Source organism: Prevotella denticola (assembly GCF_900454835.1).
Taxonomy (GTDB): Bacteria; Bacteroidota; Bacteroidia; order Bacteroidales; family Bacteroidaceae; genus Prevotella; species Prevotella denticola.
In genome coordinates this window covers 1,636,911-1,662,348 of the sequence record NZ_UGTM01000001.1, presented here as the reverse complement: position 1 = coordinate 1,662,348, position 25,438 = coordinate 1,636,911, and the positions used below count along the sequence as shown (strand labels likewise).

Genomic DNA, 25,438 nt, shown 5'->3' with positions numbered 1-25,438 from the left:
ATGAGCCTTCTGCAGACGAGCTTCCGTAGGCATTCCCCTCCTTCGGAAGGGTTGGGGGACTTACTTTGTTGTCCCCCTGATGATCAGCCTTGTCCTTACCACCCGTTTCTCCACCCGGTCCTTCGGCAAGGCACCCTCCACCTGATCGATGAGGATGTTGGCAGCCTCTTCGCCCACCTGTGTCCCGCGCTGCTCTACGGTTGTCAGCATCGGTTCGCAGGCCACGGCACGCTCTCCGTTGGTGAATCCGCAGATGGAGATATCCTCCGGCACACGGTAGCCCATGCGCTTGCAGGAATAAAGGATGCCGATGGCAGTGTCGTCGTTGACGGCGAAGAAAGCGTCTGGAGGGGTGGCCAGGCTCATGATGTCGGGGGTGATGGCCTCTGCGTCAGCCCGGTTGTCACAGTTTCTTATCAGGAGGTCGTCGGGCCGCATACCGTGCTTGAGCAGAGCGTCGCGGTAGCCGTTGTAGCGGTTCTTGCCGATCTCCATGGTCAGTGTCGTGCCGTAGAAGGCAATATGTCTGCATCCCGTATCGATGAGATGGGTGACGGCAGCGTACGCCCCCATGTAGTCGTCGACGACGACCCGGCTGGCATTGACGCCCGTGCAGATGCGGTCGTAGAAGACGACAGGGACACCGTGCTTGAGCAGCCGCTGGAAATGGTCGTACTTGGTCGTATTCTTGGCCTGTGACACGATAATGCCGCATACCTTGCTCTCTGAGAACGCCTGACAGATTTTCACTTCGTCTTCGTAGTTCTCCCGGCTTTGTGCAACCATCAGCCGGTAGCCTCGTGCCGAAGCCTCTTCCTCGATTCCCGAGAGGATGGATGAAAAATAGAAATGGGAGAGCTGCGGGATGATGACACCGATGATTTTGATGGGCTGCACCTTGCTCTTCCGCAGACTTTCAGCAATGATGTTCGGAGAAAAATAATGTTCGCGCGCATACCTCTTTATTTCCTCCCGCTTCTCGACGGAAATCCGGGGGCTGTCTTTGAGGGCGCGGGACACTGTCGCCACGGAAACACCAAGGTCCCGTGCGATATCCTTCATCGTTATGCTGGGTGTGTCAACCATTCGATTTAGCTGTTCTTAGCCTGATTGTTGTTTTGGTCACGCAAATATACACATTTTTCACAAATCGTTTGACCTATGTCAATTTATTAATTCATAATTTATCTGTGCAAACGTTTGCGCAGACTAAATAACATTTTCAAAGACAAAAAAGTGTGAAATCCCTCAAACTCGATTAACTTTGCAGCAGATAAGCCAATGCTATCGGCTATTAACCGACCTTGACGAAGTGTATATAAAATAACTTTAATCAATTTATAATCTTTTAATTAACAAAAATGATGAAGCAGGTAAAATGCAAATTTCCTGTCAGGATGCTGACCCTTCTGCTGGGTCTGTTCCTTTCAGTCAGTGCTTTTGCACAGTCTACTGTTACTGGACAGGTGAAGGATGCTGCCGGCGAGCCCGTCATTGGTGCTTCCGTCCTTATCAACGGAACATCCAACGGTACGGTGACCGACCTTGACGGTAACTTCTCTGTCAACGTACAGCCCGGTGCAACCTTGACAATCTCCTACATTGGTTATCAGAAGCAGCAGGTCGCTGCATCCAATGGCATGGTCGTCACGCTCAAGGAAGACGTAGCACAGCAGATGAACGAAGTCGTTGTCATCGGTTACGGTGCTGTGAAGAAGAGCGACCTTACCGGTTCTGTCACGGCTCTGAAGCCGGACGGCAAGAACAAGGGCCTGGTTGTCAATGCGCAGGATATGCTCGCCGGAAAAGTTGCCGGTGTGAGCGTCACCAACGACGGCGGTACGCCGGGTGGCGGTTCTAACATCCGTATCCGTGGCGGTTCGTCACTGAATGCTTCCAACAGTCCGTTGATTGTCATCGACGGTGTGGCTATGGACCAGACTGGTGTCAAGGGTGTGGCCAATCCGCTCTCTCTCGTCAATCCGCAGGATATTGAGTCGTTTAACGTCCTGAAGGATGCTTCCGCTACAGCTATCTACGGTTCACGTGGTTCGAATGGTGTCATCATCATCACCACCAAGAAGGGCCGTCGCGGTATGCAGATTTCTTATAACGGCAGCTTTACCGTCAGCACGAAGTCGAAGAACCTTGACGTGCTGTCGGCTGATGAGTACCGTGACCTGATAAAGAGCAAGTACGGTACGGCACTGTACACGCTGGACGCTAACGGCAACAAGGTCCCGACAGCTTACGGAAGCCTGGGCAAGGCCAATACCAACTGGCAGAACGAAATCTTCCGTACCGCCATCGGCCACGACCACAACGTAGCTGTGTCCGGTCAGGCTGCCAACTGGCTGCCTTACCGTGTCAGTGCGGGATATACCAACCAGCAGGGTATCGTCAAGACCTCCAGCTTCGAGCGTTTCACGGGTGCCCTGACATTAAGCCCTTCTCTTCTGAACGACCACTTGAAGGTCACCCTGAATGCCAAGGGTATGTGGACCAAGAACCGCTACGCTGACGGCGAGGCCATCAAGGCTGCACGTCAGTTCGACCCGACACAGCCTGTCTATGCAGACGGTTTCAGCAACTTCGGCGGTTATTACCAGTGGACGGATGACGGTACAGCCCTCAACGATCCGACATGGCCGATGACATTCTATTCTCTGGCAACCAAGAACCCGGTGTCTATCCTCAACCTGAAGAACGACCGTGCCATCAGCCGCGACTTCCTCGGCAGTGCGGATATCGACTATAAGGTACACGGCTTTGAGGACCTGCGTCTCCACGTGACGGCAGGCCTTGATGTTGCCAAAGGACGCCAGACGACAGATGTCGACCCGGCTTCCCCACTGGCTGTCTACTATGGCTCATATGGCTGGGAGTCACAGTTGAAGCGCAATATGCAGCTGTCTGCTTACGCACAGTACTACCACGACTTCAACGACAAGGCCAAGAACCACTTTGACATCATGGCCGGCTACGAGTGGGCACACTTCTGGCATAACACCCATAACTCTTACTGGAGCTTCTATCCTTCGACGAACAAGGATACCAGCCTTGCCGGCAAGGAGCGCAACCGCACTTACTATGACTATGCGACGGAAAACTACCTCGTTTCTTTCTTCGGCCGTGCCAACTGGTCTCTGATGGATGGCCGCTACATGGTGACGGCAACAGTACGTGACGACGGTTCTTCCCGTTTCCAGGACCACTGGGCTGTATTCCCGTCCTTCGCTTTCGCATGGCGCATGAACGAAGAGAATATGTTGAAGCAGATCGACTGGCTGTCCGACCTGAAGCTCCGCCTCAGCTGGGGTATGACCGGTCAGCAGGAAGGTATCGGCGACTACAACTACTTCGCTGTGTACGAAATGAACACAGGTAACGACTCTTACTATCCAATTGCCGGTGACGGCTCTCTGGCCCGTCCGAAAGCGTATGACCCGACACTGAAGTGGGAGACGACCACCTCTTATAACATAGGTCTTGACTGGGGTGTCCTCAGGCAGCGTCTTTCCGGTACCGTCGACTGGTACTACCGCAAGACAAGCGACCTCCTCAACAAAGCGACCGTATCGGCGGGATCCAACTTCCGCAACGAGGTGATGAGCAACATCGGATCGATGTACAACACGGGTGTCGAGGCAAGCATTCACTGGCTGGCTGTGAACTCCAAGGACATCAACTGGACGATGGATTACAACTTCACCTACAACTACAACAAGATCACCGACCTCAACGGTGGTTCTGACCCTGACTATTACGTTCCTACAGGCGGTATCTCTGCCGGTACAGGCGGGAACATCCAGGCGCAGCACGTAGGCAATGCAGTCAATTCTTTCCACGTGTTCCAGCAGGCATACGACAAGAACGGAAAGCCGCTGGAGGGTGTTGTCGTAGACCGCAACGGCGACGGCAAGATCACCGATGCAGACAAGTACTACTACAAGAAACCGGCGGCTCCTGTCACCATGGGCTTTGCCTCCCGCCTCGAGTACCATAACTGGGATCTCGGCTTCGCACTCCGTGCAAGCATCGGCAACTATGTCTACAATGACGCTTTTGCAAGTACTTCCAATATGTCGACTTCGGATCTTTTCCCGAAAGGCAAGTTCCTTGTAAACCGTCCTTCAGAAGTTGTGGGTGACAACTGGCTGTCAAATGATCCGACCTCAACACAGAGTGACTACTGGGTACAGAACGCTTCCTTCCTGAAGATGGACAACGTGACACTGGGTTACAGCTTCGCGAACCTTCTCAAGCAGGGTTCATGGAACGGTATCTCCGGCCGTATCTACGGAACTGTCAACAACGTGTTCTGCATCACCAAGTATAAGGGCCTCGACCCGGAGGTGTTCAACGGTATTGACAACAACCTCTATCCGCGTCCTATCTCGTTCATCCTGGGGTTGAACCTGAATTTCTAAATCTATTAAAGAGTTAAGACAATGAATACTAAATTCAAATATATGTTCTCTGCGGCAGCACTTCTGCTGTCTGTAGGACTCTCCTCTTGTACGGGTGACCTGGATGTCAAGCCGATTGACCCGAACCTCAATACGAAGGAGAATACGCCGGCAGAAAGCTCGTTCAACAAGTGTTATGCCCACATTGCCATGGCCGGAAACGGCGGTGCCAACGGCGACAGTGATGTTGACGGTATCGACGGTGGTACGAGTGGTTACATCCGTCAGCTGTTCAACTCGCAGGAGCTGCCAACCGACGAGGCCATCTGTTCATGGGGCGACGAGGGTGTTGCCAACTTCAACTTCAACACCTACGATGCGTCCAACCCCATGCTGAAGGGATTTTATAACCGTCTTTATGTGGGTATCACCTACTGCAACCAGTATCTGGCTGATTACGGCGACTACAACGCAACGATGTCGGCAGAGGTACGCTTCATCCGTGCGCTGAACTATTATTATCTGTTGGATGAATGGGGAAATGTTCCTTTCACGACAGCCATCTCTTCAACGAAACCTCCGCGTATCAAGCGTGCCGACCTCTACAAATGGCTGGTCGGCGAGCTGAAGGAGATTGAACAGGGACTGAACGAACCGCAGCCCAAGGTTTCTTCCACCCAGGGTTACGGCCGTGTTGACAAGGCAGCAGCCTGGCTGCTTCTGGCACGTCTCTACATGAATGCCGAGGTCTATACCGGCACTGCCGACTGGGCAGATGCGAAGACCTATGCCAAGAAAGTCATCGACTCTCCTTATAAGCTCTACACTGCGAAGAAGGGACAGTGGAGTGCCTACCAGCAGCTGTTCATGGGTGACAATGGTGAGAACGGTTCCTCCGTTGAGGCCATCTTCCCGATTCTGCAGGATGGCAAGAAGACCACTTCATGGGGTACGACCCTCTTCCTCATGGCGGGTTGCAACGACAACAAGGAGCGTGTGAAGAGTGCCACGGAAAAGGGTAACAACACGACAGAAGGATGGGCCGGCAACCGTATGCGTCCCGACCTTGTACAGAAGTTCTTCCCGAACAACGATGCTCCCAATATCAGTGCATACGCCATGCCGGCGGCAGCCGACGACGACCGTGCCCTCTTCGACGGTGACGGACGCAACGTTACCAACGGCGATGATGAGAATGGCGTGAAGGTGTTTACCAACGGCTTCTCTGTCTGCAAGTTCAACAACTTCAAGACGGACGGTTCTGCCGGACACGATTCCAAGTTCCCTGATGCCGACTTCTTCCTTATGCGTGCTGCCGAGGCTTACCTGATGTATGCCGAGGCTGATGCCCGCCAGAACGGCGGTACGACGACCGCCGATGGTGCGAAGTACATCAACGAACTCCGCAGCCGTGCTCATGCAACGACCTATACAGCTTACTCTCTCCGCCAGATCTGCGACGAGTGGAGCCGCGAGTTCTACTTCGAGGGCCTGCGCCGTACGACGCTGATCCGCTTCGGCTACTTCGGCGGCAACGTCAACTACAACTGGAGCTGGAAGGGCGGCGTGAAGAACGGCCGTAACTTTGATGCTCATTTCAACCTCTTCCCGATTCCGACGAGCGACCTGACAGCCAACGGCAATCTGGCACAGAACCCGGGGTATTAATCGAAGTGACACGTACAGAACAATAGAAAGCAAAACGATTAAAGAACAATCAATATGAAATCAATAATAAAGTCATCATTGCTGTTGTGTGCAAGTGTGGCGCTGTTCTCTGCCTGCGAGAAGGATCTGGACAACAATCCGACCCTCCAGACACCGAAAACCTTCACGCTGAATACACCTGCATACGCAGCCCAGACAGTCGACCTGAAGGTTGCCAATGGCCTGAACTTCAGTTGGTCACAGCCGGATTACGGCTTCCCGGTATCGGCTGAGTACGGTATGCAGTTCTCTACCACCAACAAGTGGACGAAGTCTGTCGACCAGGTGGTGGATATGGATAGCGAGCGGGGCGACTATGCGCCTGTAGGTTCGCCGACAACGACTTGCTCTACATCGGTCTCTGCTGCCGACCTTGCTACGGCCGTTGAGAAGATGGAACGTTATGAAGAGGGGAAGGTTCCTGCAAGTCAGGAACTTTATGCGCGTGTCTATTCATTGGTGAAAGGTGATACCATTTTCTCCAATCCGGTGAAGGTGAACGTTGCTCCTTACTATGTTGAACTTTCCGACGCACCAGTCGAGACATGGTATCTCATCGGCGGCTCGTTCGGTGACGGTTCCTGGGGCAACAGCCAGGTGGTTCCATTGCTGCCTATGGAGGGCCAGGAGTATGACAAGAAGACCGGAAAGGGTGTCATCTCCTGGACGGGTTACCTGTCAACAGCCGGCTTCAAGCTGAAGAAGAATCCTTCAAGCTGGGATGACGGTCAGGTCGGTCAGGGTGCAAGCTTCGGCGACTTCAAGTACAACGACGGCGGTTCCAGCGACATTAAAGTACCGGAAGCAGGCTACTACACGATTACTTACGATACGAAGAATTTGAAGTTGAAAATCGAGAAGTACACGGGTGCAGCACCTACTGCCTATGCTTCGATGGCACTGCCAGGCAAACATGACAGCTGGAATGCTGCCGGCGGCACGCCGCTGACAGCCGAGACCTCGGTCGTTGAGAACCATGACTGGAAGGGTACCGTGACCTTCACGGAGAAGTCTACCGGTGCCGACGGCGAGGGTTGCAAGTTCGCTGCCAACGGGGCCTGGGACGACAACTGGGGCGCCGAGGCGTTCCCTTACGGTGTTGCCACCAAGGGCGGAAAGAACATCCGTAACAAGAAGGGCACCTACACGGTCTACTTCAACGATATTACGGGTCAGTATTCTTTTGTAAAGCAATAGTTTATTAAGGATGATTACAGGGGACGTGCCGGCAGGCACAACCATGGCGGCGCGTCCTCCTCACATAACAAGAAGAATCGAAATGAAGAAATTGTTTATCATGGCAAGTGCCGCATTGCTGCTGGCAAGTTGCGGCAGCGATGAATATGAAGAGTGGGCTAAGCCACAGGCCAACGGTGCAGAGACAGCCGGCGAAGTGAAATTTACCGTCGCTGAAGCACCGGCCATCGATTTCAAGACGGAGACGGCCGACTCAGTCCAGCTGTTCGTTCCGACGTTGGTTTCTGCAGATGCCGTAACTTCCCAAACGTTGACGGCCGTACTCTCCAGCAACAGCAAGACGGCGACACTGAATGCCAGTGAGGGCGGAAAGGTGAAGAGTTCAGAACTTGTCTCCGCCGTAGAGAACCTCTATGGCAAGAACGGCGACCTGCACGAAGTGGCTGTCGCTGTTACGAACAAGGTGAGACTGCAGCGTGGCGAGGGCTTTTCACTCACACAGAACGTGAAGGCAAAGGTCACCTGTGTCGCACCGGCTTTCACGCAGTATCTGTACATGTCGGGCGATGCCAACGGCTGGTCGTTTAGCAATCCGCTTTATAGCCCTGATGCCGACGGCAAGTACACGGGCTTTATGTACCTCAACCAGAACGGCTTCAAGTTCGCTACCCAGCAGGACTGGAACGGTACCGATTATGGCGAAGGACTCGTCGAGAAAGGTGGCAACATCGTCATGACAGAGCCTGAGGGCTTCTACAAGGTGGATGTCGACCTCACGTCACAGGCTCTTACCTACACTGCCATCAACCGTGTCGGTGTCATCGGTTCTGCAACAGCAGGCGGATGGGACAGCGACCAGGCAATGACCTACAACGCAACAGACAAGTGCTGGGAAATCAAAGGCATCACACTGACCGAGGGTGAGATAAAATTCCGTGCCAACGAAGCCTGGGATTTAGACTGGGGCGGCTCATTGGCCGACATTACTCTCAAGGGCGGCAATATCAAGGTTGCAGCCGGTAAGTACAACATCAAACTCTACCTTCTGTGTGATACCAAGTCTCATTGCACAATGGAAGTAGCTCCATAAATACAGGATTTATAAATTGAGAAAGAGGTGTATCGGTGTGAAAGCTGATGCACCTTTTTTGTTGGGCGAATGAAACGGATGGAACGTTTCTTTGAGGAATGTCGGTGGAAACCCGCACAGAATTGAAAATACGAGTGCAAACGTTTGCATCAAGATTTTGCACAGCAGAAAGGCAATATGTCGTGTGGCAGATGATTAATGGTTACCTTTGTACCTACTGACAATGGCTGAATGTGTCGTTTAGAGTATGGGATATATCGGAGTGTTGCGGTGGAATCTTTTATCCCCTTGACTCCTTTTATTCTTCCTGACTCCAGAGACAGACGAACTAAAAATTGAGATCTATATGAAACGAATGTTAGCAGGTGCATTTACTTTGGCACTCTCTCTCTGTTCTATGGCACAGGGAGTACAGGGCTGGCCGGCCGGCTACGGCGGCGTGATGCTGCAGGGGTTCTACTGGGATTCATTCGACGACTCCCAATGGACGGTGTTGGAGAAGAAAGCCGACGATTTCGCCGGCTGCTTCGACCTTGTATGGGTGCCGCAGAGCGGCAAGGCGGCTGCATCGAAGTCGATGGGCTATGATCCGCTTTATTATTTCAACCAGAACTCCTCGTTCGGTACGGAGGCGGAGCTCCGCAGCATGATAAAAACTTTCAAGGCAAGAGGCATCGGGACCATCGCCGATGTCGTCATCAACCATCATGGCACGAACAGCGGCTGGTTCGGCTTCCCTGCTGAGGCCTACAAGGGGATGACTTATCAGCATCAGTCAACGGATGTCTGCGCCAACGACGACAATGGCAAAGCTGCCGCTGAGGCCCGCCGTACAGGGGTGCAGCTCAGTCCGAATGATGACGAAGGAGAGGGATGGGACGGTATGCGCGACCTCGACCACAAGCAAGCGAACGTGCAGAAAATCGTGAAGGCATACGAGAATTACCTGCTCAACGATCTCGGTTATGCCGGCTTCCGTTATGACATGGTGAAGGGCTTTGCCGGTTCGCACATCGGCGACTATAATACGGCTGCCAACGTGAAGTACTCTGTCGGCGAGTACTGGGACGGCAATGCCAATACGGTGAAGTCGTGGATCGATGCCACCGGCAAGAAGAGCGCGGCCTTCGACTTCGCCTTCCGCTATACGGTGCGTGATGCCGTCAATGCCGACGACTGGCGGAAGCTCGCAGGGGCATCGGGGCTTACGGTCGAGGATGGGAAGTACCGGCAGTATGCCGTCACCTTTGTCGAGAACCATGATATGCAGTATCGTTCGGCTTCCGAACCTCAGGACCCCATCCGCCGGGACACGCTTGCCACGAATGCCTATCTGCTGGCAATGCCGGGCACGCCTTGTGTGTTCTATGCCCATTACCTGGCTTATCCGAAGGAAATCAAGTCGATGATCGCCGCCCGCAAGCTGGCTGGCGTGACGAATACGAGCAGCTATCTGCCCTACCGTTCCTCGAAAGACTACTATGCCAATACCGTCGAGGGAACGGACGGCAAGCTGCTGGTGGTTGTCGGCAAGGGAGCTAACGGGCTGTCTGTACCCCGGGGGCGTTATGCAAAGCTGCTCAGCGGCTATCACTATGCTTACTATCTCGCCTGCTCAGCAGAGACGCCATGGGCGGACAAGGCAAGCGGTACGTATGAGACAGAGGATTTGAAAGTAAAGCTGACGGCCGTCTCTACCCATGCGGATGCCAGGCTTGTTTATACAACGAACGGTACGACACCCACGGCAGGCAGCACACAGGTAGCTTCAGATACAGAGATAACCATCCCCGAGGGTGAGACGACCTTGAAGGTGGCACTGCTCGTCAATGGAGTTGTGGGCAAGGTCATTACCCGCTCCTACAAGGTGAAACGCCCCGTACCGTTCACGCCGCAGACCATCCGGGTCTATGTGAACGCCGATAAGGTGGGCTGGAACAGCTACGTGAACTATCACTCCTGGGGCGGCACGCACAAGGGTACGGCCTGGCCGGGCGACCGTGTGACGACAGCGGAAACCAAAGACGGAAAGAAATGGTACTATAAGGACTATACCCTCAACAATGCAGACGACTACGTGAACTTCGTGTTCAGCATCGGAACAGCAGCTACTGCGAGCGACAACCAGACGCTGGATGTCGAGCGGGTGAAGAAGACTTCCTACTTTGAAATCTCCTCAGAGAAGGAGAACGGGAAGTTTACGGTTACTGACAAGACGGCTGCCATGGGCATTGACAATGTGCAGGCTGGCAGGAATGTGGCAGACAGTGCTTATTATACGCTCTCCGGCCAGCGGCTCTCCGCCCGTCCGGTGCAGCGCGGCATTTATATCCATGCCGGGCGGAAGATAGTCATCCGGTAGGGAATCTTCCGTGTCGGGAAACATGAGGACAAGACAACGATTCAAGTAATATTTTAATGACGACAAGCAATGGCGGGCACGTGTGTGTCCGCCTTTTTTGTGACAGGACCGTCAGGCTGGATGCAGTGACAAGGTCTTTCACAGGGTGAAGACACACATGGGAAGAGGTCTCGTCGGCGGGTGTTGTCTTCAGAACGCTGCATCCGATAATTCCTTGTCGGTCGGGAACATCATTCCCAGCCGTTGGGAACAGGTTTCCCAGGCATTGGGAACTCGGTTTCCAACCGGTTGGGAATTTCTGTCTGTGCAGCCTGCTGACGGTTTCTTTTTGCAACTTCAGATAATCAAAGTGTCACATCTTCTGTTCCGTCCGGCTCGGAATCGGCGGAAGAGGTGGCTTTGTGAAGCTAAAGTTTGTTAAACCGTCTGTTTTTGCTGATTGGTTTTAGAAAGCTATTGATATTTTTCCTATATTTGCGATGTGGATCCATTACACGCCATTCAAGACACTGCTTATGGCAACGGCACTGGTTATCATAGAACTGCTGATCGTCTTGTCCTTGATTTTCATCGGCACACGTATCGGAGGCATAGGGCTGGGAGTCTTTGGCATGGTGGGGGTGTTTGTCCTTGTCTACGGCTTCCGCCTCCCGCCCGGCACGGCCCCCGTTGATGTCATGATGATTATCGTAGCCGTCATTACGGCGGCCTCAGCCCTTCAGGCCTCAGGCGGTCTGGACTATCTTGTGGGGGTAGCGGCAAGGTTTCTCCGGAATCATCCGGATAACATTACTTATTTCGGGCCGATCATCTGCTGGCTGTTCTGTGTCGTGGCAGGTACTGCCCATACATCCTATTCCCTGCTGCCGATTATATCGGAGGTTGCACAGACCAACAAGATACGTCCGGAGCGTCCGCTGAGCCTCAGCGTGATAGCGGCCTCACTCGGTATCACCTGCAGTCCTGTGAGTGCGGCCACGGCGGCACTGATCAGCCAGGATCTGTTGGGAGCCAAAGGGATAGAACTGGGGACGGTGCTGATGGTCTGTGTGCCGACGGCCTTCCTGTCTATACTTGTCGCAGCGTTCGTAGAGAACCATGTCGGCAAGGAGCTGGAGGACGATCCGGAATACAGACGGCGGGTGGCGGCGGGACTTATCCGTCCGGATGAAGTCCGGAAAGGGATGGACGTAACCGTGGAAAGAGACCATCCAGCGGCGAAGCGTTCTGTTCTCGCCTTCCTGTTCGGTGTAGCACTGGTAGTCGTCTTCGGATTCTTTCCAGGACTTCGTCCGGAGGGGGTGTCGATGAGTCAGACGATAGAGATGATCATGATGTCTGATGCCGCCCTGATACTGCTCGTCGGAAAGGGGAAAGTGGGGGATGCTGTTAATGGCAATATCTTCAAGGCAGGCATGAATGCGGTGGTCGCCATCTTCGGTGTGGCCTGGATGGGCAACACCTTCTACATGGGCAACGAGAAAGTCCTGGATGCGGCCTTGTCCTCCATGATCACTTCCGCACCGATACTCTTCGCCGTGGCACTTTTCCTGTTGAGCATCATGCTCTTCTCGCAGGCGGCAACGGTGACGACACTTTACCCTGTCGGCATTGCCTTGGGGGTGAATCCGCTGTTGCTCATTGCCATGTTCCCTGCCTGCAATGGCTACTTCTTCCTTCCGAACTATCCTACGGAGGTGGCTGCCATCGATTTCGACAGGACAGGGACGACGCACGTGGGCAGGTATGTCGTCAATCATAGCTTCCAGCTGCCGGGATTCATCACCACGGTAGTCTCCATCGGGCTGGGGGTGCTGGTGATACAGTTCCTGTAGGAGGAAAAGGCGGTGAGGATAAGCTCCTCCAGGCTCATCCAAAGAGAGGAAGATGCGGCAGGTGCTGATGGCTGTAAACAGGATGTCTGTCCAGCTTTTCCACCTGCCGGTGCCTATGTCCCTTCAGGCAGATACATTTTAATAATTTTCAGTTCTTATGAGAATCTCCAAGATTACATTCCTGACAGTGATGGCAGTGGTGATGTCGGCAGCCGCCATGGCGCAGAACCCCAGGTCCCGCATCATCGCCGCAGGAGACGCCATTGCCGGCGTGTCGGCATCGTCTACAGGTTCGGTATACGGTGCTGGGCAGGCGGGCATCCTGTCGCTGACAGAAGCCGTGCCTCAGGGGAAGGGCATTGCGGACGTGACCGGTGGGCAGCTTGCCAACGCTGACAGTCAGGATATGAACGATGAGGTATGGCTGAAGCTCGCCAAGCGTGTGGACGACCCTTTGAACAGGGAGGGGTATGACGGTGTGCTGATTACGCACGGCACTGATACTATGGAGGATACCGCCTGCCTCCTTTCGCTGACGGGCCGGCCAACCTCTACAACGGTGTCTGCATACCTGTCGACCTGTCTTCGGAAGGACACGGTGTGGCGGCCTGCATGAAAAACGACCTGTCTGCGGCGAAGGCACTCATCAAGTCCCATACGACAGACCGTTCCGCTTCAGCCAATCAAAACCCAACGACATGAAAAAGAATCTATTATGTGCCTGTCTGCTTGCTCTCTCTCTGGGTGCAGAGGCACAGGACAACCATGGTTATGGAGCCGACGACGGACAGTTCAAGTCGCTGGCCGAAGAGGTTGCCGGCCTGAAAAAACACAACGATATGTTCAATGTCTACATCAACTATGCTGCCAGCGTGCAGGCGAAGTCTGATGCTGACCACAAGTGGGGTACGGCCTTTGCCAACAGGCTGCTCCGTCTGGAAATCAAAGGTAACCTGACCGACAGGCTTTACTACCGTCTGCGTCACAGGCTGGACAAGTCGAACGAAGCCAAGGGGGAAGATAATTTTGCCAAGGCTACCGACATCATGATGATCGGTTACAGGTTTTCCGACAAGTTCAAGCTGGAAGGCGGTAAGCTGTGTCAGACCTGGGGCGGTTTCGAGTATGATGAAAACCCGCTGCATATTTATGAATTCTCGGAACTTGCAGGAGCACTTGACATCTACATGGCCGGTGTGATAGCAACCTGCAGGCCGGTTCCCTCACAGGAACTTGCTCTTGGAGTCACCAATTCCCACAATGAGAAGTTCAACGAGGTGTACGGTGACAATCCCATGGCTGTGGAGGCTGACGGAACACACACCAGAGCACTGGAAAAGTCGCACAACCCGCTTACCTACATCGTAAACTGGAACGGCGGCTTCCTGCATGACAGGCTTCAGACCCGCTGGTCGTGGGGATTGCAGGGAGAGGCACGCCATAAATACAGCCGTATGGTCTTTCTGGGACAGAAACTGAACCTTGACAGACTACAGTGGTACTTTGACTATATGGGCGAGTTCGACGGACTGGACCGTCTGGGAATAGCGACAGGTGATGTCGCACCTTCTGTTACAGGATTCTCGGGCAGGGTCTGGCTCAGCGACGTACACTACAACTCGTTCGTGACAAAGCTCAACTGGCAGTTCGCCCCACAGTGGAATCTCATGCTGAAAGGAGCGTCCGAGCAGGTCAGTGTGAAGAAGACGGAACGGATCAAGAACTTCCGCAAGAGCTATAGTTACATCGGCAGTGTGGAGTATTATCCTGTCAAGAGCCAGGACCTGCGTTTTTTCCTTGCTTACATCGGCAGGAAGGTGACTTACAAGGAGGGAGTCGGACTCGACAGGTACAATACCAACCGCATCGAGCTGGGATTCATGTACAGAATCAAGGCTTACTAAAGGAGAAAACGTACAGGAACAGAACAACAGGCTGAAGGTGTGTCAGATATCCCTAACAGAGAGACATTCGGAACAGTCGCATCATAACACTGACTTTAACAGAAAAGAACAACAATACTAACTTTATCAATTAAAATCATGGAAGAAAAGAAATTTCGTGTAGAAAGCGACCTCCTGGGCGAACTTCAGGTACCTGAGGAGGCTTATTACGGCGTGCAGACACAGCGTGCCATCAACAACTATCACATCTCGCGCAAGCGAATGTGCGACTATCCCGACTACGTTGTCGCCATTGCCTATGTCAAGCTGGCTGCCGTGGAGACCAACCGGCAGCTGGGTGAAATCAGCGATGAGGTGGCTGATGCCATGGCACAGGCATGCCGGGAAATCATCGCCGGCAAGATGCACGAGAACTTTGTGACTGACATGGTGCAGGGCGGTGCCGGCACATCCGTCAACATGAACGCCAACGAGGTGATTGCCAACCGTGCCTGCGAAATCATGGGACACAAGAAAGGCGAGTTCCAGTACTGTGCGCCCAACGACCATGCCAACTGCGGACAGTCTACCAATGATGTCTATCCTACGACCATCCGTCTGACACTTATCCTCTTGAACAAGAAGCTGATAGAACATCTGAGCCAGCTGATTGCTGCTTTCCGCAGGAAGGGTGAGGAATTCAAGAATGTCATCAAGATGGGACGTACACAGTTGCAGGATGCTGTGCCCATGACGAGCGGACAGGAGTTCAATGCCTTCGCCAACACCCTGGAGGAGGAAATCGCCAACCTCAACCGCAATGCAGCCCTCCTGCATGAAATCAACATGGGCGGTACGGCCATCGGCACGGGGTTGAACGCTGCCCCGGGCTTCCCGAAGATCTGTGCTCAGAAGCTCAGTGAGCTTACCGGCATGGAATTCGTAGCTGGTACCGATCTCGTTGAGGCGACACCTGACACGGGTGCATATGTCAGCTATTCGAGTGCGTTGAAGCGTCTGGCCGTCAAGCTGTCGAAAATCTGCAACGACCTCCGCCTCCTTGCTTCAGGTCCTCGCTGCGGTCTGAACGAGATCAACCTTCCCCCGATGGCACCGGGCTCAAGCATCATGCCGGGTAAGGTGAATCCTGTTATTCCCGAGGTGACCAACCAGACCTGCTTCAAGGTCATCGGCAACGATACGACGGTCATGATTGCTGCCGAGGCCGGTCAGCTGCAGTTGAATGTCATGGAACCGATCATCACAGAGTGTCTTATTGAAGACCTGACATGGCTTCCGAATGCCATGGATACCCTGCGCGAGAAGTGTATCGACGGCATTACAGTGAACAAGGAGCGTTGTCTTGAAATGGTAAAGCATTCCATCGGCATTGTCACAGCTCTGAACCCCTATATCGGCTACAAGAACAGCACGAAGATTGCCAAGGAGGCGCTTGCAACCGGCGGATCGGTCTACGACCTCGTACTGGAGCACAAGCTGCTGTCCAAGGAGAAACTTGATGCCATCCTGTCGCCGGAGCACATGCTCAAATCGGAGAAGCACGTAAAGTAACAGGTTGGGCTGTTGTGGGGCAGGGGAGCAAGAGCATTGCATTTTCCCCTGCATCTGCATAAAACGAAAAATGCTGTATCTGAGAATCCCGATGCACAGGCAGTGCATCGGGATTCTCAGATACAGCATTTATTCTGTTTATACCATTTGTCCTGATTCTGCTTTCCGGGAGTGAGTTCCTTCAGAGTGGTCAGAAATCAAAACTCAGCTGTCCGTCACCCAGAAGATTATAGCTCCTGCGATGATAGGGCGTAATACCGTATTCACGGATGGCCTGGCGGTGCTTCTTCGTGGGATAACCCATATTCTTCTGCCAGTCGTATTGTGGATATTCTTCTGCCAGTGAGCACATATAATCGTCCCGGTAAGTCTTGGCAAGGATGGATGCCGCTGCTATGGAAAGATATTTTCCGTCGCCTTTGATGATGGTGGCAAAGGGCAGTTTCCGGTAGGGAGTGAAGCGGTTGCCGTCCACGATGACTGCCTCTGGCCGTACTTTGAGCTGGTCCAGCGCACGGTGCATGGCGAGGAAAGAAGCATTGAGGATATTGATTCTGTCGATTTCCTCGGGTGTGACGATTCCCACAGCCCAGGCCACGGCATCGTGTTCTATGGTATCACGGAGGGCATAACGCTTTCTGGCCGTCAGCTTCTTGGAGTCGTCCAGCAGGCTGTTCTGGTAACCGGGAGGCAGGATGACAGCTGCTGCATAAACGCTTCCGGCAAGACACCCTCTCCCGGCTTCGTCGCAGCCGGCTTCAACAAGATCTTGATAATAATGATTTTTCAGCATAAAGGATAAGAATAAAGGGGGTAGGGTAGGCGGTGATAGGCGATGATAAGCGTTAATGAGAACCTATAAACGCCTATCATCGCCTATCATCGCCTATCACCGCTTACCCCCTCCTAAAACATTACAGAAACCCGCTTGATGCCGGCTACCAAAGCATCGACCTCCTCACGTGTGTTGTAAAGTCCGAATGATGCCCGGACAGTGCCCAGGACACCGAGACGATCCATCAGCGGCTGGGCACAATGGTGACCTGTTCGTACGGCTATACCCAACTGGTCGAGCAGTGTACCGAGATCCATGGGGTGGATGTTCCCGACATTGAAGCTGATGACGGCATCACCGCTGTCGTTACTGTGTCCGTAGATGTGTATGCCCTCAACGGTACGCAGCTGCTGGAGGGCATATCGGGTGAGATCCTGTTCGTGGGAAAGGATATTGTCCATGCCCAGCGAAGAAACATAGTCGAGGGCTTTGGCTAGTCCGTGTGTGGCGATATAGTCAGGAGTCCCGGCCTCGAACTTCAATGGTGGCCGCTCAAAGGTGGTCTTCTCGAAGCTCACGTGTTCGATCATCTCGCCGCCGCCCTGATAAGGTGGCAGCCTGTCGAGCCATGCCTCCTTGCCGTAAAGCACGCCGACACCTGTCGGGCCGTAGACCTTGTGCCCGCTGAAGGCGAGGAACTCGCAGTCGAGTTCCTGTACATCGACAGCGAAATGGGGTACGCTCTGCGCGCCATCCACCATGACCGGTGCGCCATGCTCATGGGCAATGTGTGTCATCTCCTTGATGGGATTGACCGTCCCGAGGACATTGCTGACATGGGTAATGCTCACAAGCCGTGTGCGCTCTGTAAAGAGCTTCCGGTATGCGTCCAGGTCCAGCACGCCTTCTTCAGTCATCGGAATCACCTTCAGGACAATCCCCCTGCGCTGTGCCTGCAGCTGCCAGGGGACGATGTTGGAGTGGTGTTCCATCGTAGAGACAATCACCTCATCGCCTTCCTTCATGCAGCCCTCTGTGAAGCTGGAGGCAACGAGGTTCAGGCTCTCCGTCGTCCCGCGGGTAAAGACAATCTCATTTGTGGAACGTGCGTTGATGAACTTCCGTACCGTCTCACGTGCAGCCTCATGCAAGTCGGTTGCCTGTTGCGACAGCCAGTGTACACCACGGTGTACGTTGGCATTCACATTGAGGTATTCCTCGCGCATGGCATCCAGCACGCAGAGCGGTTTCTGTGTGGTGGCACCGTTGTCAAGGTAAACCAGCGGCTTGCCGTAAACAGTGCGGGAGAGAATTGGGAAGGAATCCCGGACTTTGTTGATATCGTACATATTTTCTTGTATTGGACTTGTCTGCCTTATTAGGCAAATCGGGCTTATGGGGCAAAATATCCCCATAAGCCCAATGTCATACTATTTACACATCGTGCAGCCCTCGCACTTGTCCAGCTCGCCCCGGAAGCGTTTCTCTACCAAGTGGTGGAGGCGGTCGCGCAACGGCTCAAGCTCCATCTTGTCGATGACCTCGTTGACGAAGGCGAACTCAAGAAGGAGCTTGGCTTCCTTGCGGTCGATACCGCGCTGCTGCATATAGAAGAGGGCGGCATCATTGAGCTGTCCGACGGTCGATCCGTGGTTGCATTGTACATCATCCGCATAGATTTCGAGCATCGGCTGCGTGAACATACGGGCCGTCTTGCTGGCGCAGAGATTACGGTTGTTCTCCTGCGAGAGCGTCTTCTGTGCGCCTTTGCGGACAAGCACACGACCGGCAAAGGCACCGACGGCGTTTCCGTCAAGAACGTATTTGTAGAGTTCGTTGCTCGTGCAATGCGGCACCTGATGGTCGATGAGCGTGTTGTTGTCCACGTGCTGGCTTTTGTCTGCAACCACACAGCCGTTGCAGAAGCACTCGCTGCCCTCACCCTTGAAGACAAGGTCGAGCATATTGCGGGTCACACCGTTGTGCAGCGTGATGACGTTGTGGCTGACACGGGAGTTGCGCTGCTGCTCTATATAAACGTTGGAAACCCGCGTGTTCTTCGCATGAGTCTCTTCCAGACAGTTCAGTTCCAGGCGTGCATTGTCGCCTACGAAAGCCTCGATGACCTGTGTGGCGAGGAAGTTCCGGTTGTCGGCAGCATGGTCGCAGAAGAGGAACTGGGCTTTCGCACCTTCCTCGAGGACAATGAGCACACGTCGGTTGACCATCAGGTCGACATCCGAACGGAGGATGTTGACCACCTGCACGGTGCGTTCCATCTGTACGGTCTTCGGCACATAGATGAAAAGTCCGTCCTGTGCCAGCATCGTGTTCAATGCCGTTACGGCATCGGCTTCTGTGTGGGCAATACGGCCATAGTACTTCCGCACCAGTTCCGGATGTTCTGTTGCTATGCGGTTCAGACTGTCGACTATGATGCCGTCGTTGAGCTTTGTCTTCGGCAACGCCTTGGTATAGAACTGGTCGTTGACAATGAAATAAAGGGAAGTGCTGAGGTTGGGAACATCGCACTTGAAAGTCTCGTAGGGATTGACAGGAATCTCAAGGCGGTTGAGATTCAGGCCATAGTCCGGCTCAAAGAGCTTCTGCATATCCGTGTACTTGTAGCGTTCCACTTTCCTGTCAGGGAAGCCAAGCCGGCGGAAGTCCTCGAAAGCCTTGTCGCGTACCTCATTGAGAACGGGTGCAGCGTGCTCCTTTATCAACTGCAGCGCCTCGTTGTAGAGGTCTATATATTGTTTTTCGCTTTGCATTGTTGTTTCTTTTTAGGCGTTTTAGTCGGCTGGATATAGTGGATAAGACAATCCCCATGACTTACAGGGACTCCAGCCGGACTGAACAATCAAGATAAACGGCAGCCTTTCAGTCTTCGGCATCCACCTCTTCCTTGATCCAGTCGTAGCCCCGTTGTTCAATTTCCTTGGCAAGCTCCGGACCTGCTGTCTTGACAATACGCCCCTTGTAAAGTACATGGACGACATCCGGTTTGATCATGTCGAGCAGACGTTCATAGTGGGTGATGACGATGGTGGACGTCTCATCAGTATGCATCTTGTTCACCCCTTCCGCTACGATACGCATGGCATCAACATCAAGGCCGGAGTCGGTCTCGTCGAGGATGCTCAGCTTCGGTTCGAGCATCGCCATCTGGAAGATTTCATTGCGTTTCTTCTCACCACCCGAGAAGCCTTCGTTCACACTGCGGCGGGACAGGTTGGAGTCCATGCCCACCAGCCGGCGTTTTTCCCGCATAAGGGCCATGAACTCGGCTGCTTTCAGCGGTTCGAGTCCCTGATAAGCACGCTTGGCATTGACGGCTGCCTTCATGAAGTTGGTCATGCTCACTCCCGGAATCTCCACCGGATACTGGAAAGAGAGGAAGAGCCCTTCATGAGAACGGTCCTCCGGCTTCATCTCCAAGAGATTCTTTCCATTGAAGACGGCCATGCCGTCGGTTACTTCATAGAGTGGATTACCTGTAAGTACGGCACTGAGCGTTGACTTACCGGATCCGTTAGGTCCCATGATGGCATGCACCTCACCGTCTTTCACCGTGAGGTTGATGCCCCTTAATATTTCTTTACCTGCAATCGTTGCGTGCAGGTTTCTTACTTCTAACATATTGTTTTTGTTTTATTTACTTTTCAAAATAAAAATGTCAATGATGTCACACACCATATCAGCTAAAAAGTCGGATGTGTGATAGTCGCCACGAGCCATTCTCTCTGATCTCTCCCGCTCGCATTGTTCATCGAAAAGCGACGGTGATGTATCATTGCCACCAAAGAAAGACTTAGGCTTCTTCTTGTAAGGAGGCGGATCCTTTATAAATCCTGAACCCGTTACCGTGTGAAAAAGACGACGGTCATAAGGCATCGGTGCAACGGCGTTACCCATTACCGACCGACAAGTACTTGTCGTATCTCGCTTCACCTGTTCATTTATAAGAAACTTCTGCCATGGCTTTAACTGCCATGACTGGGCTTGAAGCATTGTTGCGAGCAGCAAGCCAGACGTGATGAGAATGACTTTTCGCATATTGTTCGTTCTGTTATATCATCCCACTGTTCCTTCCAATGTCACGGAGAGGAGTTTCTGTGCCTCTACAGCGAACTCCATCGGGAGCTTGTTGAGGACATCCTTCGCATAGCCGTTGACAATCAGCCCGACGGCATCCTCCGTGGGAATGCCGCGCTGGTTGCAGTAGAAGAGCTGGTCTTCACTGATTTTTGATGTTGTCGCTTCATGTTCCACAATGGCCGTATCGTTGTGGACATCCATGTAAGGGAAGGTATGAGCACCGCAGTCCGAACCCAGGAGAAGCGAGTCACAGCTCGAGTAGTTGCGGGCATTCTCTGCATTTGCCGTCGCACGGACCAGTCCGCGGTAAGAGTTCTGGCTGTGTCCGGCAGAGATGCCTTTCGAGATGATGGTGCTCTTGGTGTTCTTGCCGATGTGAATCATCTTCGTACCGGTATCAGCCTCCTGATAGTTGTTCGTCACGGCGACAGAATAGAACTCAGCCTGTGAGTTGTCGCCCTTCAGCACGCAGGACGGATATTTCCAGGTGATGGCAGAGCCTGTCTCAACCTGTGTCCATGACAGCTTGGAGTTCACGCCACGCAGCTCGCCGCGCTTTGTCACGAGGTTCAAAACGCCTCCCTTTCCGTTCTCATCGCCCGGATACCAGTTCTGAACGGTCGAGTATTTCACTTCGGCATTGTTGTTCACGACGATTTCCACCACTGCTGCATGCAGCTGGTTTTCATCGCGCATCGGAGCCGTACAGCCCTCAAGATAGCTGACATAGGCATCATCATCGGCTACGATCAGCGTGCGCTCAAACTGCCCCGTGTTGATGGCATTGATGCGGAAGTACGAACTGAGTTCCATCGGACAGCGGACCCCCTTGGGAATATACACGAAGGATCCGTCGCTGAATACGGCGGAGTTCAGTGCGGCGGAATAGTTGTCTCGATAAGGGACGACGCTTCCGAGGTACTGCCGTACCAGATCGGGATGTTCCTTGACGGCCTCGCCGATAGAGCAGAAGATGATTCCTTTCTCTGCCAGCTGCTTCTTGAAGGTTGTCTTTACAGACACGGAGTCCATGATGGCATCGACTGCCGTGCCGCTCAATGCGAGCCGTTCCTCCAGCGGAATCCCCAGCTTGTCGAAGGTCTTTGCCAGCTCCGGATCCATCTCCTTGTTCTTGGGTTTCTTTGCCAAGGGGTCGGCATAATAGGAGATGTCCTGCAGGTGCAGCTCGGGCAGATGCAGATGTCCCCATGTAGGGATGGGCAGCGTCTCCCAGTAGTGGAAAGCCTTCAAACGAAAATCGAGGAGCCACTCCGGCTCCCCTTTCTTCTGCGAAATGAGCCGGACAATCTCCTCGTTCAGTCCTTTCGGGATGACCTCTGTATGTACATCGGTTGTAAAGCCGAACTCGTACTTCTGCTCTGCGACCTTCTTTACAAATTCATTATTCTTGTTTTCATCCATTTGTAATTCAATGCTAATATATATGGTATGGGCAAACAAATTGTATGCCACCTGCCCGGCAGCAACAATTGTTACCACAAAGAAAAAACCGTCTTCACTCCTCGGATGGAGAAAAGACGGCTTTCTTTATTCTTACAGTTTCTGTTCAACCTCAATCTCCGTGAAGGTCTCGATGATGTCTCCTACTTGCAGGTCGTTGTAGTTGACAAGAGATATACCGCACTCAAGTCCTGTGGCGACTTCCTTCACATCGTCTTTGTAACGTTTCAAGGCATCAATCGGAGCAGTGTGGACGACAATACCGTCACGGACCACACGTCCCTTGTCCTTGCTGTGGACCTTGCCCTCGGTAACCATACCGCCGGCGACAGTCCCGACTTTGGAAATCTTGAATACCTGCTTGACTTCCACCTGACCGGTGACAATCTCCTTCTTCACCTTGTCGAGCATACCGACCATGGCTGACTTCACATCATCGATAGCATCGTAGATGACGGAGTAAGTGTTGATTTCGACACCCTCACGGTCGGCCAGTCGGCGTGCATCGGCTGAAGGGCGTACCTGGAAGCCGACGATGACCGCATCAGAAGCCGATGCCAGCATCACATCGTTTTCTGAAATCTGGCCGACTGCCTTGTTGATGACATTCACCTTGACTTTCTCCGTAGACAGCTTGATGAACGAATCAGACAGAGCCTCGATAGAACCGTCCGTATCACCTTTCACGATGATGTTCATCTCATGGAACTCTCCACGTGCGATGCGGTGGGAAATATCCGACAGGGTAAGACGGGTCTGTGTACGCAGGCCCTGCTCACGCTGCAGCTGCTCACGCTTGTTGGCTATCTCGCGTGCTTCCTGCTCGGTCTCCATCACGTGGAACGTGTCACCGGCCGTAGGCGCACCGTTCAGACCGAGGATGATGGCCGGCTCCGCCGGTCCCGCACTTTCGATGCGCTGGTTACGCTCGTTGAACATGGCCTTGATGCGGCCCCATGAAGTGCCGGCAATGACATTGTCGCCCACTTTCAGCGTACCGTTTGACACGAGCACTGTACTGACATAGCCGCGCCCCTTGTCGAGGGATGACTCGATGATCGTACCCGTCGCCTTGCGGTTAGGATTGGCCTTGAGGTCGAGCATGTCCGCCTCGAGCAGCACCTTGTCGAGCAGGTCGTTCACACCCAGTCCCTTCTTGGCGCTGATCTCCTGGCACTGGTACTTGCCGCCCCATTCTTCCACAAGCAGGTTCATCTGCGACAGGTCCTCGCGTATCTTGTCCGGGTTCGCTCCCGGCTTGTCAATCTTGTTGATGGCGAACACCATCGGCACGCCGGCAGCCTGTGCGTGGGCGATCGCCTCCTTGGTGGTAGGCATGACCGAGTCGTCGGCTGCGATGATGATAATCACGATATCCGTTACCTGTGCGCCGCGGGCACGCATGGCAGTGAACGCCTCATGACCCGGCGTGTCGAGGAACGTCACCTTGCGGCCGTTCTCCAGCGTCACGCTGTACGCACCGATGTGCTGGGTAATGCCGCCGGCCTCACCGGCAATCACGTTGGTGTTGCGGATATGGTCGAGCAGAGAGGTCTTGCCGTGGTCGACATGACCCATGACGGTCACGATAGGAGCACGCGAAACGAGGTCGTTCTCATCATCCTCCTCTTCGCTGACCGCCTCCTGTACTTCGGCACTGACATACTCCGTCTTGAAGCCGAACTCGTCGGCAACAAGGTTGATGGTCTCGGCATCCAGACGCTGGTTGATGGAAACCATGATGCCGACAGACATCAAGGTGGAGATGACCTTTGTGACCGGGACATTCATCATCGTCGCCAGTTCCGAAACGGTAACGAACTCTGTCAGCTTCAGCGTCTTGCTTTCCTTGCGCTCGGCCTTGGCCTCGGCACTCAGGCGTTCCTGAACGGCATCACGCTTTTCCTTGCGGTATTTCGCACCCTTCTTGTTCTGGCTCTTGCTTGTCAGTCGGGCAAGTGTCTCCTTTACCTGGCGTGCTACCGCCTCGTCATCCACCTCCAACGGTTTCTGATTACGGTTGCGGTTCTTCTTGCCGCTGTTCTTTCCGCCGGTGTTTCCGCCGTTCTTGTTCCCGCCTTTCTTGCCGTTCTGGTTCTGCTGCTGGTTGGCTGCGGCATTGATGTCGACACGTTCCTTGTTGATACGGACACGTTTCTTCTTGCCCTGGCCACTGCCCTGTCCTGACTTTTCTTCACGTTCCTTGCGACGCTCTTCCTTGCTCTTCTTCTTCGGACGGGTGCTCTGGTTGAGTGTGCTGAGGTCGATTTTGCCCAGGACGTTTACCTTCGGCGTATTCAGGATTTTCTTCTCGTTTTTGGTCAGGAAAAGCCCGCTCTCTTTCTTTTCCTCCACGGCTGCCGAACCGGCTGGTGCGGCCGTCTCCTCAGTCGCCTGCTCCTTGGCTTCTTCAGCCTTGGGGGCAGCAGGGGGCACGCTCCCGGAAGACGCAAGGGGGTTCTCTGTCTTGGTTACAGCAGACTTTTCCCCTTCGTTCTTCCCTGCAGGCTTCTCGCTGTCGACAGGATTGTCCGTCTCCTTCTTCTCCTGTGCGGGGCTTACGGCAGCAGCCTGCACGGGAGTCTCTTTCTTCTCGGCCGGAGCAGCAGATGGCCTGGCGGCCGGCTTGTTCAGCTGGTCGAGATCGATCTTTCCGACCGGTGTGTACTGCTGACGCTCTGTCTTCAGGAGGTTTTCCGCCCTGTGGTCAGCAGCCGGTTTCTTCTCTTTCGGCTTCTTCTGGAAAAGCTTTGCAGCGTCCTTCTTCACCTCCTTGTCATTCTTGAAGGCGCCGACGAGCGCATGGTACTGCTCGTCGCTCAGCTTGAAGTTCAGGTCGCTCTTCACCTCGCCCAGCTCCGGTTTCTTCTCCAGGAACTCCACTGCCGTCTGGAGTCCTATGTTCAATTCTCGAATTGCTTTGTTTAATCTGATGCTCATTAACTTTATATTTCGGTGTTGGGTGTTGGTTGTTGATATGCCTTTTGGTAGAGAGGGGTTCCGAACATGGAGTTGCTGAATAGTCACACCCGTTAGCCTTCAGTCA

Annotated in this window: 16 protein-coding genes and 1 pseudogene; 9 read left to right on the top strand and 8 right to left on the bottom strand. The window is 53.6% G+C overall.

What is annotated here, in order from left to right:
* Window positions 1-60: 60 nt before the first annotated feature.
* Window positions 61-1,086 (bottom strand): LacI family DNA-binding transcriptional regulator, encoded by a 1,026-nt coding sequence (locus tag DYH27_RS07085; RefSeq protein WP_007369033.1) that lies wholly within the window; start codon window positions 1,084-1,086, stop codon window positions 61-63.
* A 278-nt stretch (window positions 1,087-1,364) separates the two neighbouring features.
* On the opposite strand from DYH27_RS07085, the gene DYH27_RS07080 reads away from it, so the two are divergent.
* From DYH27_RS07080 to aspA, 9 genes and pseudogenes are all read left to right on the top strand, one after another.
* Window positions 1,365-4,430, top strand: coding sequence for a SusC/RagA family TonB-linked outer membrane protein (locus DYH27_RS07080; protein ID WP_025067159.1), 3,066 nt, complete (start codon window positions 1,365-1,367; stop codon window positions 4,428-4,430).
* Between the two features lie 21 nt (window positions 4,431-4,451).
* Entirely contained in the window at window positions 4,452-6,077 is a 1,626-nt protein-coding gene (locus tag DYH27_RS07075; protein WP_025067160.1) for a RagB/SusD family nutrient uptake outer membrane protein, read from the top strand.
* 54 nt (window positions 6,078-6,131) lie between these two features.
* Complete coding sequence (locus DYH27_RS07070) at window positions 6,132-7,313, top strand: SusE domain-containing protein (RefSeq protein ID WP_025067161.1); 1,182 nt, start codon at window positions 6,132-6,134, stop codon at window positions 7,311-7,313.
* A gap of 82 nt (window positions 7,314-7,395) precedes the next feature.
* The gene (locus DYH27_RS07065; RefSeq protein WP_025067162.1) at window positions 7,396-8,403 is read left to right on the top strand and encodes a SusF/SusE family outer membrane protein; all 1,008 of its coding nucleotides are present in this window, start codon (window positions 7,396-7,398) and stop codon (window positions 8,401-8,403) included.
* A gap of 346 nt (window positions 8,404-8,749) precedes the next feature.
* The gene (locus DYH27_RS07060; protein ID WP_029216333.1) at window positions 8,750-10,765 is read left to right on the top strand and encodes an alpha-amylase family glycosyl hydrolase; all 2,016 of its coding nucleotides are present in this window, start codon (window positions 8,750-8,752) and stop codon (window positions 10,763-10,765) included.
* A gap of 515 nt (window positions 10,766-11,280) precedes the next feature.
* Window positions 11,281-12,600, top strand: a complete 1,320-nt coding sequence (locus tag DYH27_RS07055) for an anaerobic C4-dicarboxylate transporter family protein (protein WP_029216334.1) — start codon at window positions 11,281-11,283, stop codon at window positions 12,598-12,600.
* Window positions 12,601-12,757: 157 nt separating this feature from the next.
* A pseudogene (locus DYH27_RS07050) lies at window positions 12,758-13,302 on the top strand (asparaginase domain-containing protein).
* Window positions 13,299-14,504, top strand: a complete 1,206-nt coding sequence (locus tag DYH27_RS07045) for a porin (RefSeq protein WP_025067163.1) — start codon at window positions 13,299-13,301, stop codon at window positions 14,502-14,504. The pseudogene DYH27_RS07050 and the gene DYH27_RS07045 overlap by 4 nt, the downstream one beginning before the upstream one ends.
* Window positions 14,505-14,642: 138 nt before the next feature.
* A complete protein-coding gene (gene aspA / locus DYH27_RS07040; RefSeq protein WP_004353205.1) occupies window positions 14,643-16,055 on the top strand; it encodes an aspartate ammonia-lyase in 1,413 nt (470 codons plus the stop codon).
* A gap of 190 nt (window positions 16,056-16,245) precedes the next feature.
* On the opposite strand, the gene DYH27_RS07035 is transcribed toward aspA, so the two are convergent.
* The 7 genes from DYH27_RS07035 to infB all read right to left on the bottom strand — a co-directional run bounded on the left by DYH27_RS07035 (window position 16,246) and on the right by infB (window position 25,332).
* Window positions 16,246-16,848 (bottom strand): ribonuclease HII, encoded by a 603-nt coding sequence (locus DYH27_RS07035; RefSeq protein ID WP_013670912.1) that lies wholly within the window; start codon window positions 16,846-16,848, stop codon window positions 16,246-16,248.
* Window positions 16,849-16,961: 113 nt separating this feature from the next.
* Window positions 16,962-18,179 (bottom strand): cysteine desulfurase, encoded by a 1,218-nt coding sequence (locus tag DYH27_RS07030; RefSeq protein ID WP_013670913.1) that lies wholly within the window; start codon window positions 18,177-18,179, stop codon window positions 16,962-16,964.
* An 81-nt stretch (window positions 18,180-18,260) separates the two neighbouring features.
* The gene (gene sufD / locus DYH27_RS07025; protein WP_025067164.1) at window positions 18,261-19,604 is read right to left on the bottom strand and encodes a Fe-S cluster assembly protein SufD; all 1,344 of its coding nucleotides are present in this window, start codon (window positions 19,602-19,604) and stop codon (window positions 18,261-18,263) included.
* 109 nt (window positions 19,605-19,713) lie between these two features.
* A complete protein-coding gene (sufC, locus tag DYH27_RS07020; protein ID WP_004353236.1) occupies window positions 19,714-20,472 on the bottom strand; it encodes a Fe-S cluster assembly ATPase SufC in 759 nt (252 codons plus the stop codon).
* 12 nt (window positions 20,473-20,484) lie between these two features.
* Window positions 20,485-20,889: a hypothetical protein gene (locus DYH27_RS07015; protein WP_029216335.1), complete on the bottom strand. Its 405-nt coding sequence runs from the start codon at window positions 20,887-20,889 to the stop codon at window positions 20,485-20,487.
* An 18-nt stretch (window positions 20,890-20,907) separates the two neighbouring features.
* Complete coding sequence (sufB, locus tag DYH27_RS07010) at window positions 20,908-22,353, bottom strand: Fe-S cluster assembly protein SufB (protein ID WP_025067165.1); 1,446 nt, start codon at window positions 22,351-22,353, stop codon at window positions 20,908-20,910.
* A gap of 132 nt (window positions 22,354-22,485) precedes the next feature.
* Window positions 22,486-25,332: a translation initiation factor IF-2 gene (gene infB / locus DYH27_RS07005; protein WP_029216336.1), complete on the bottom strand. Its 2,847-nt coding sequence runs from the start codon at window positions 25,330-25,332 to the stop codon at window positions 22,486-22,488.
* Between the last annotated feature and the right edge of the window lie 106 nt (window positions 25,333-25,438).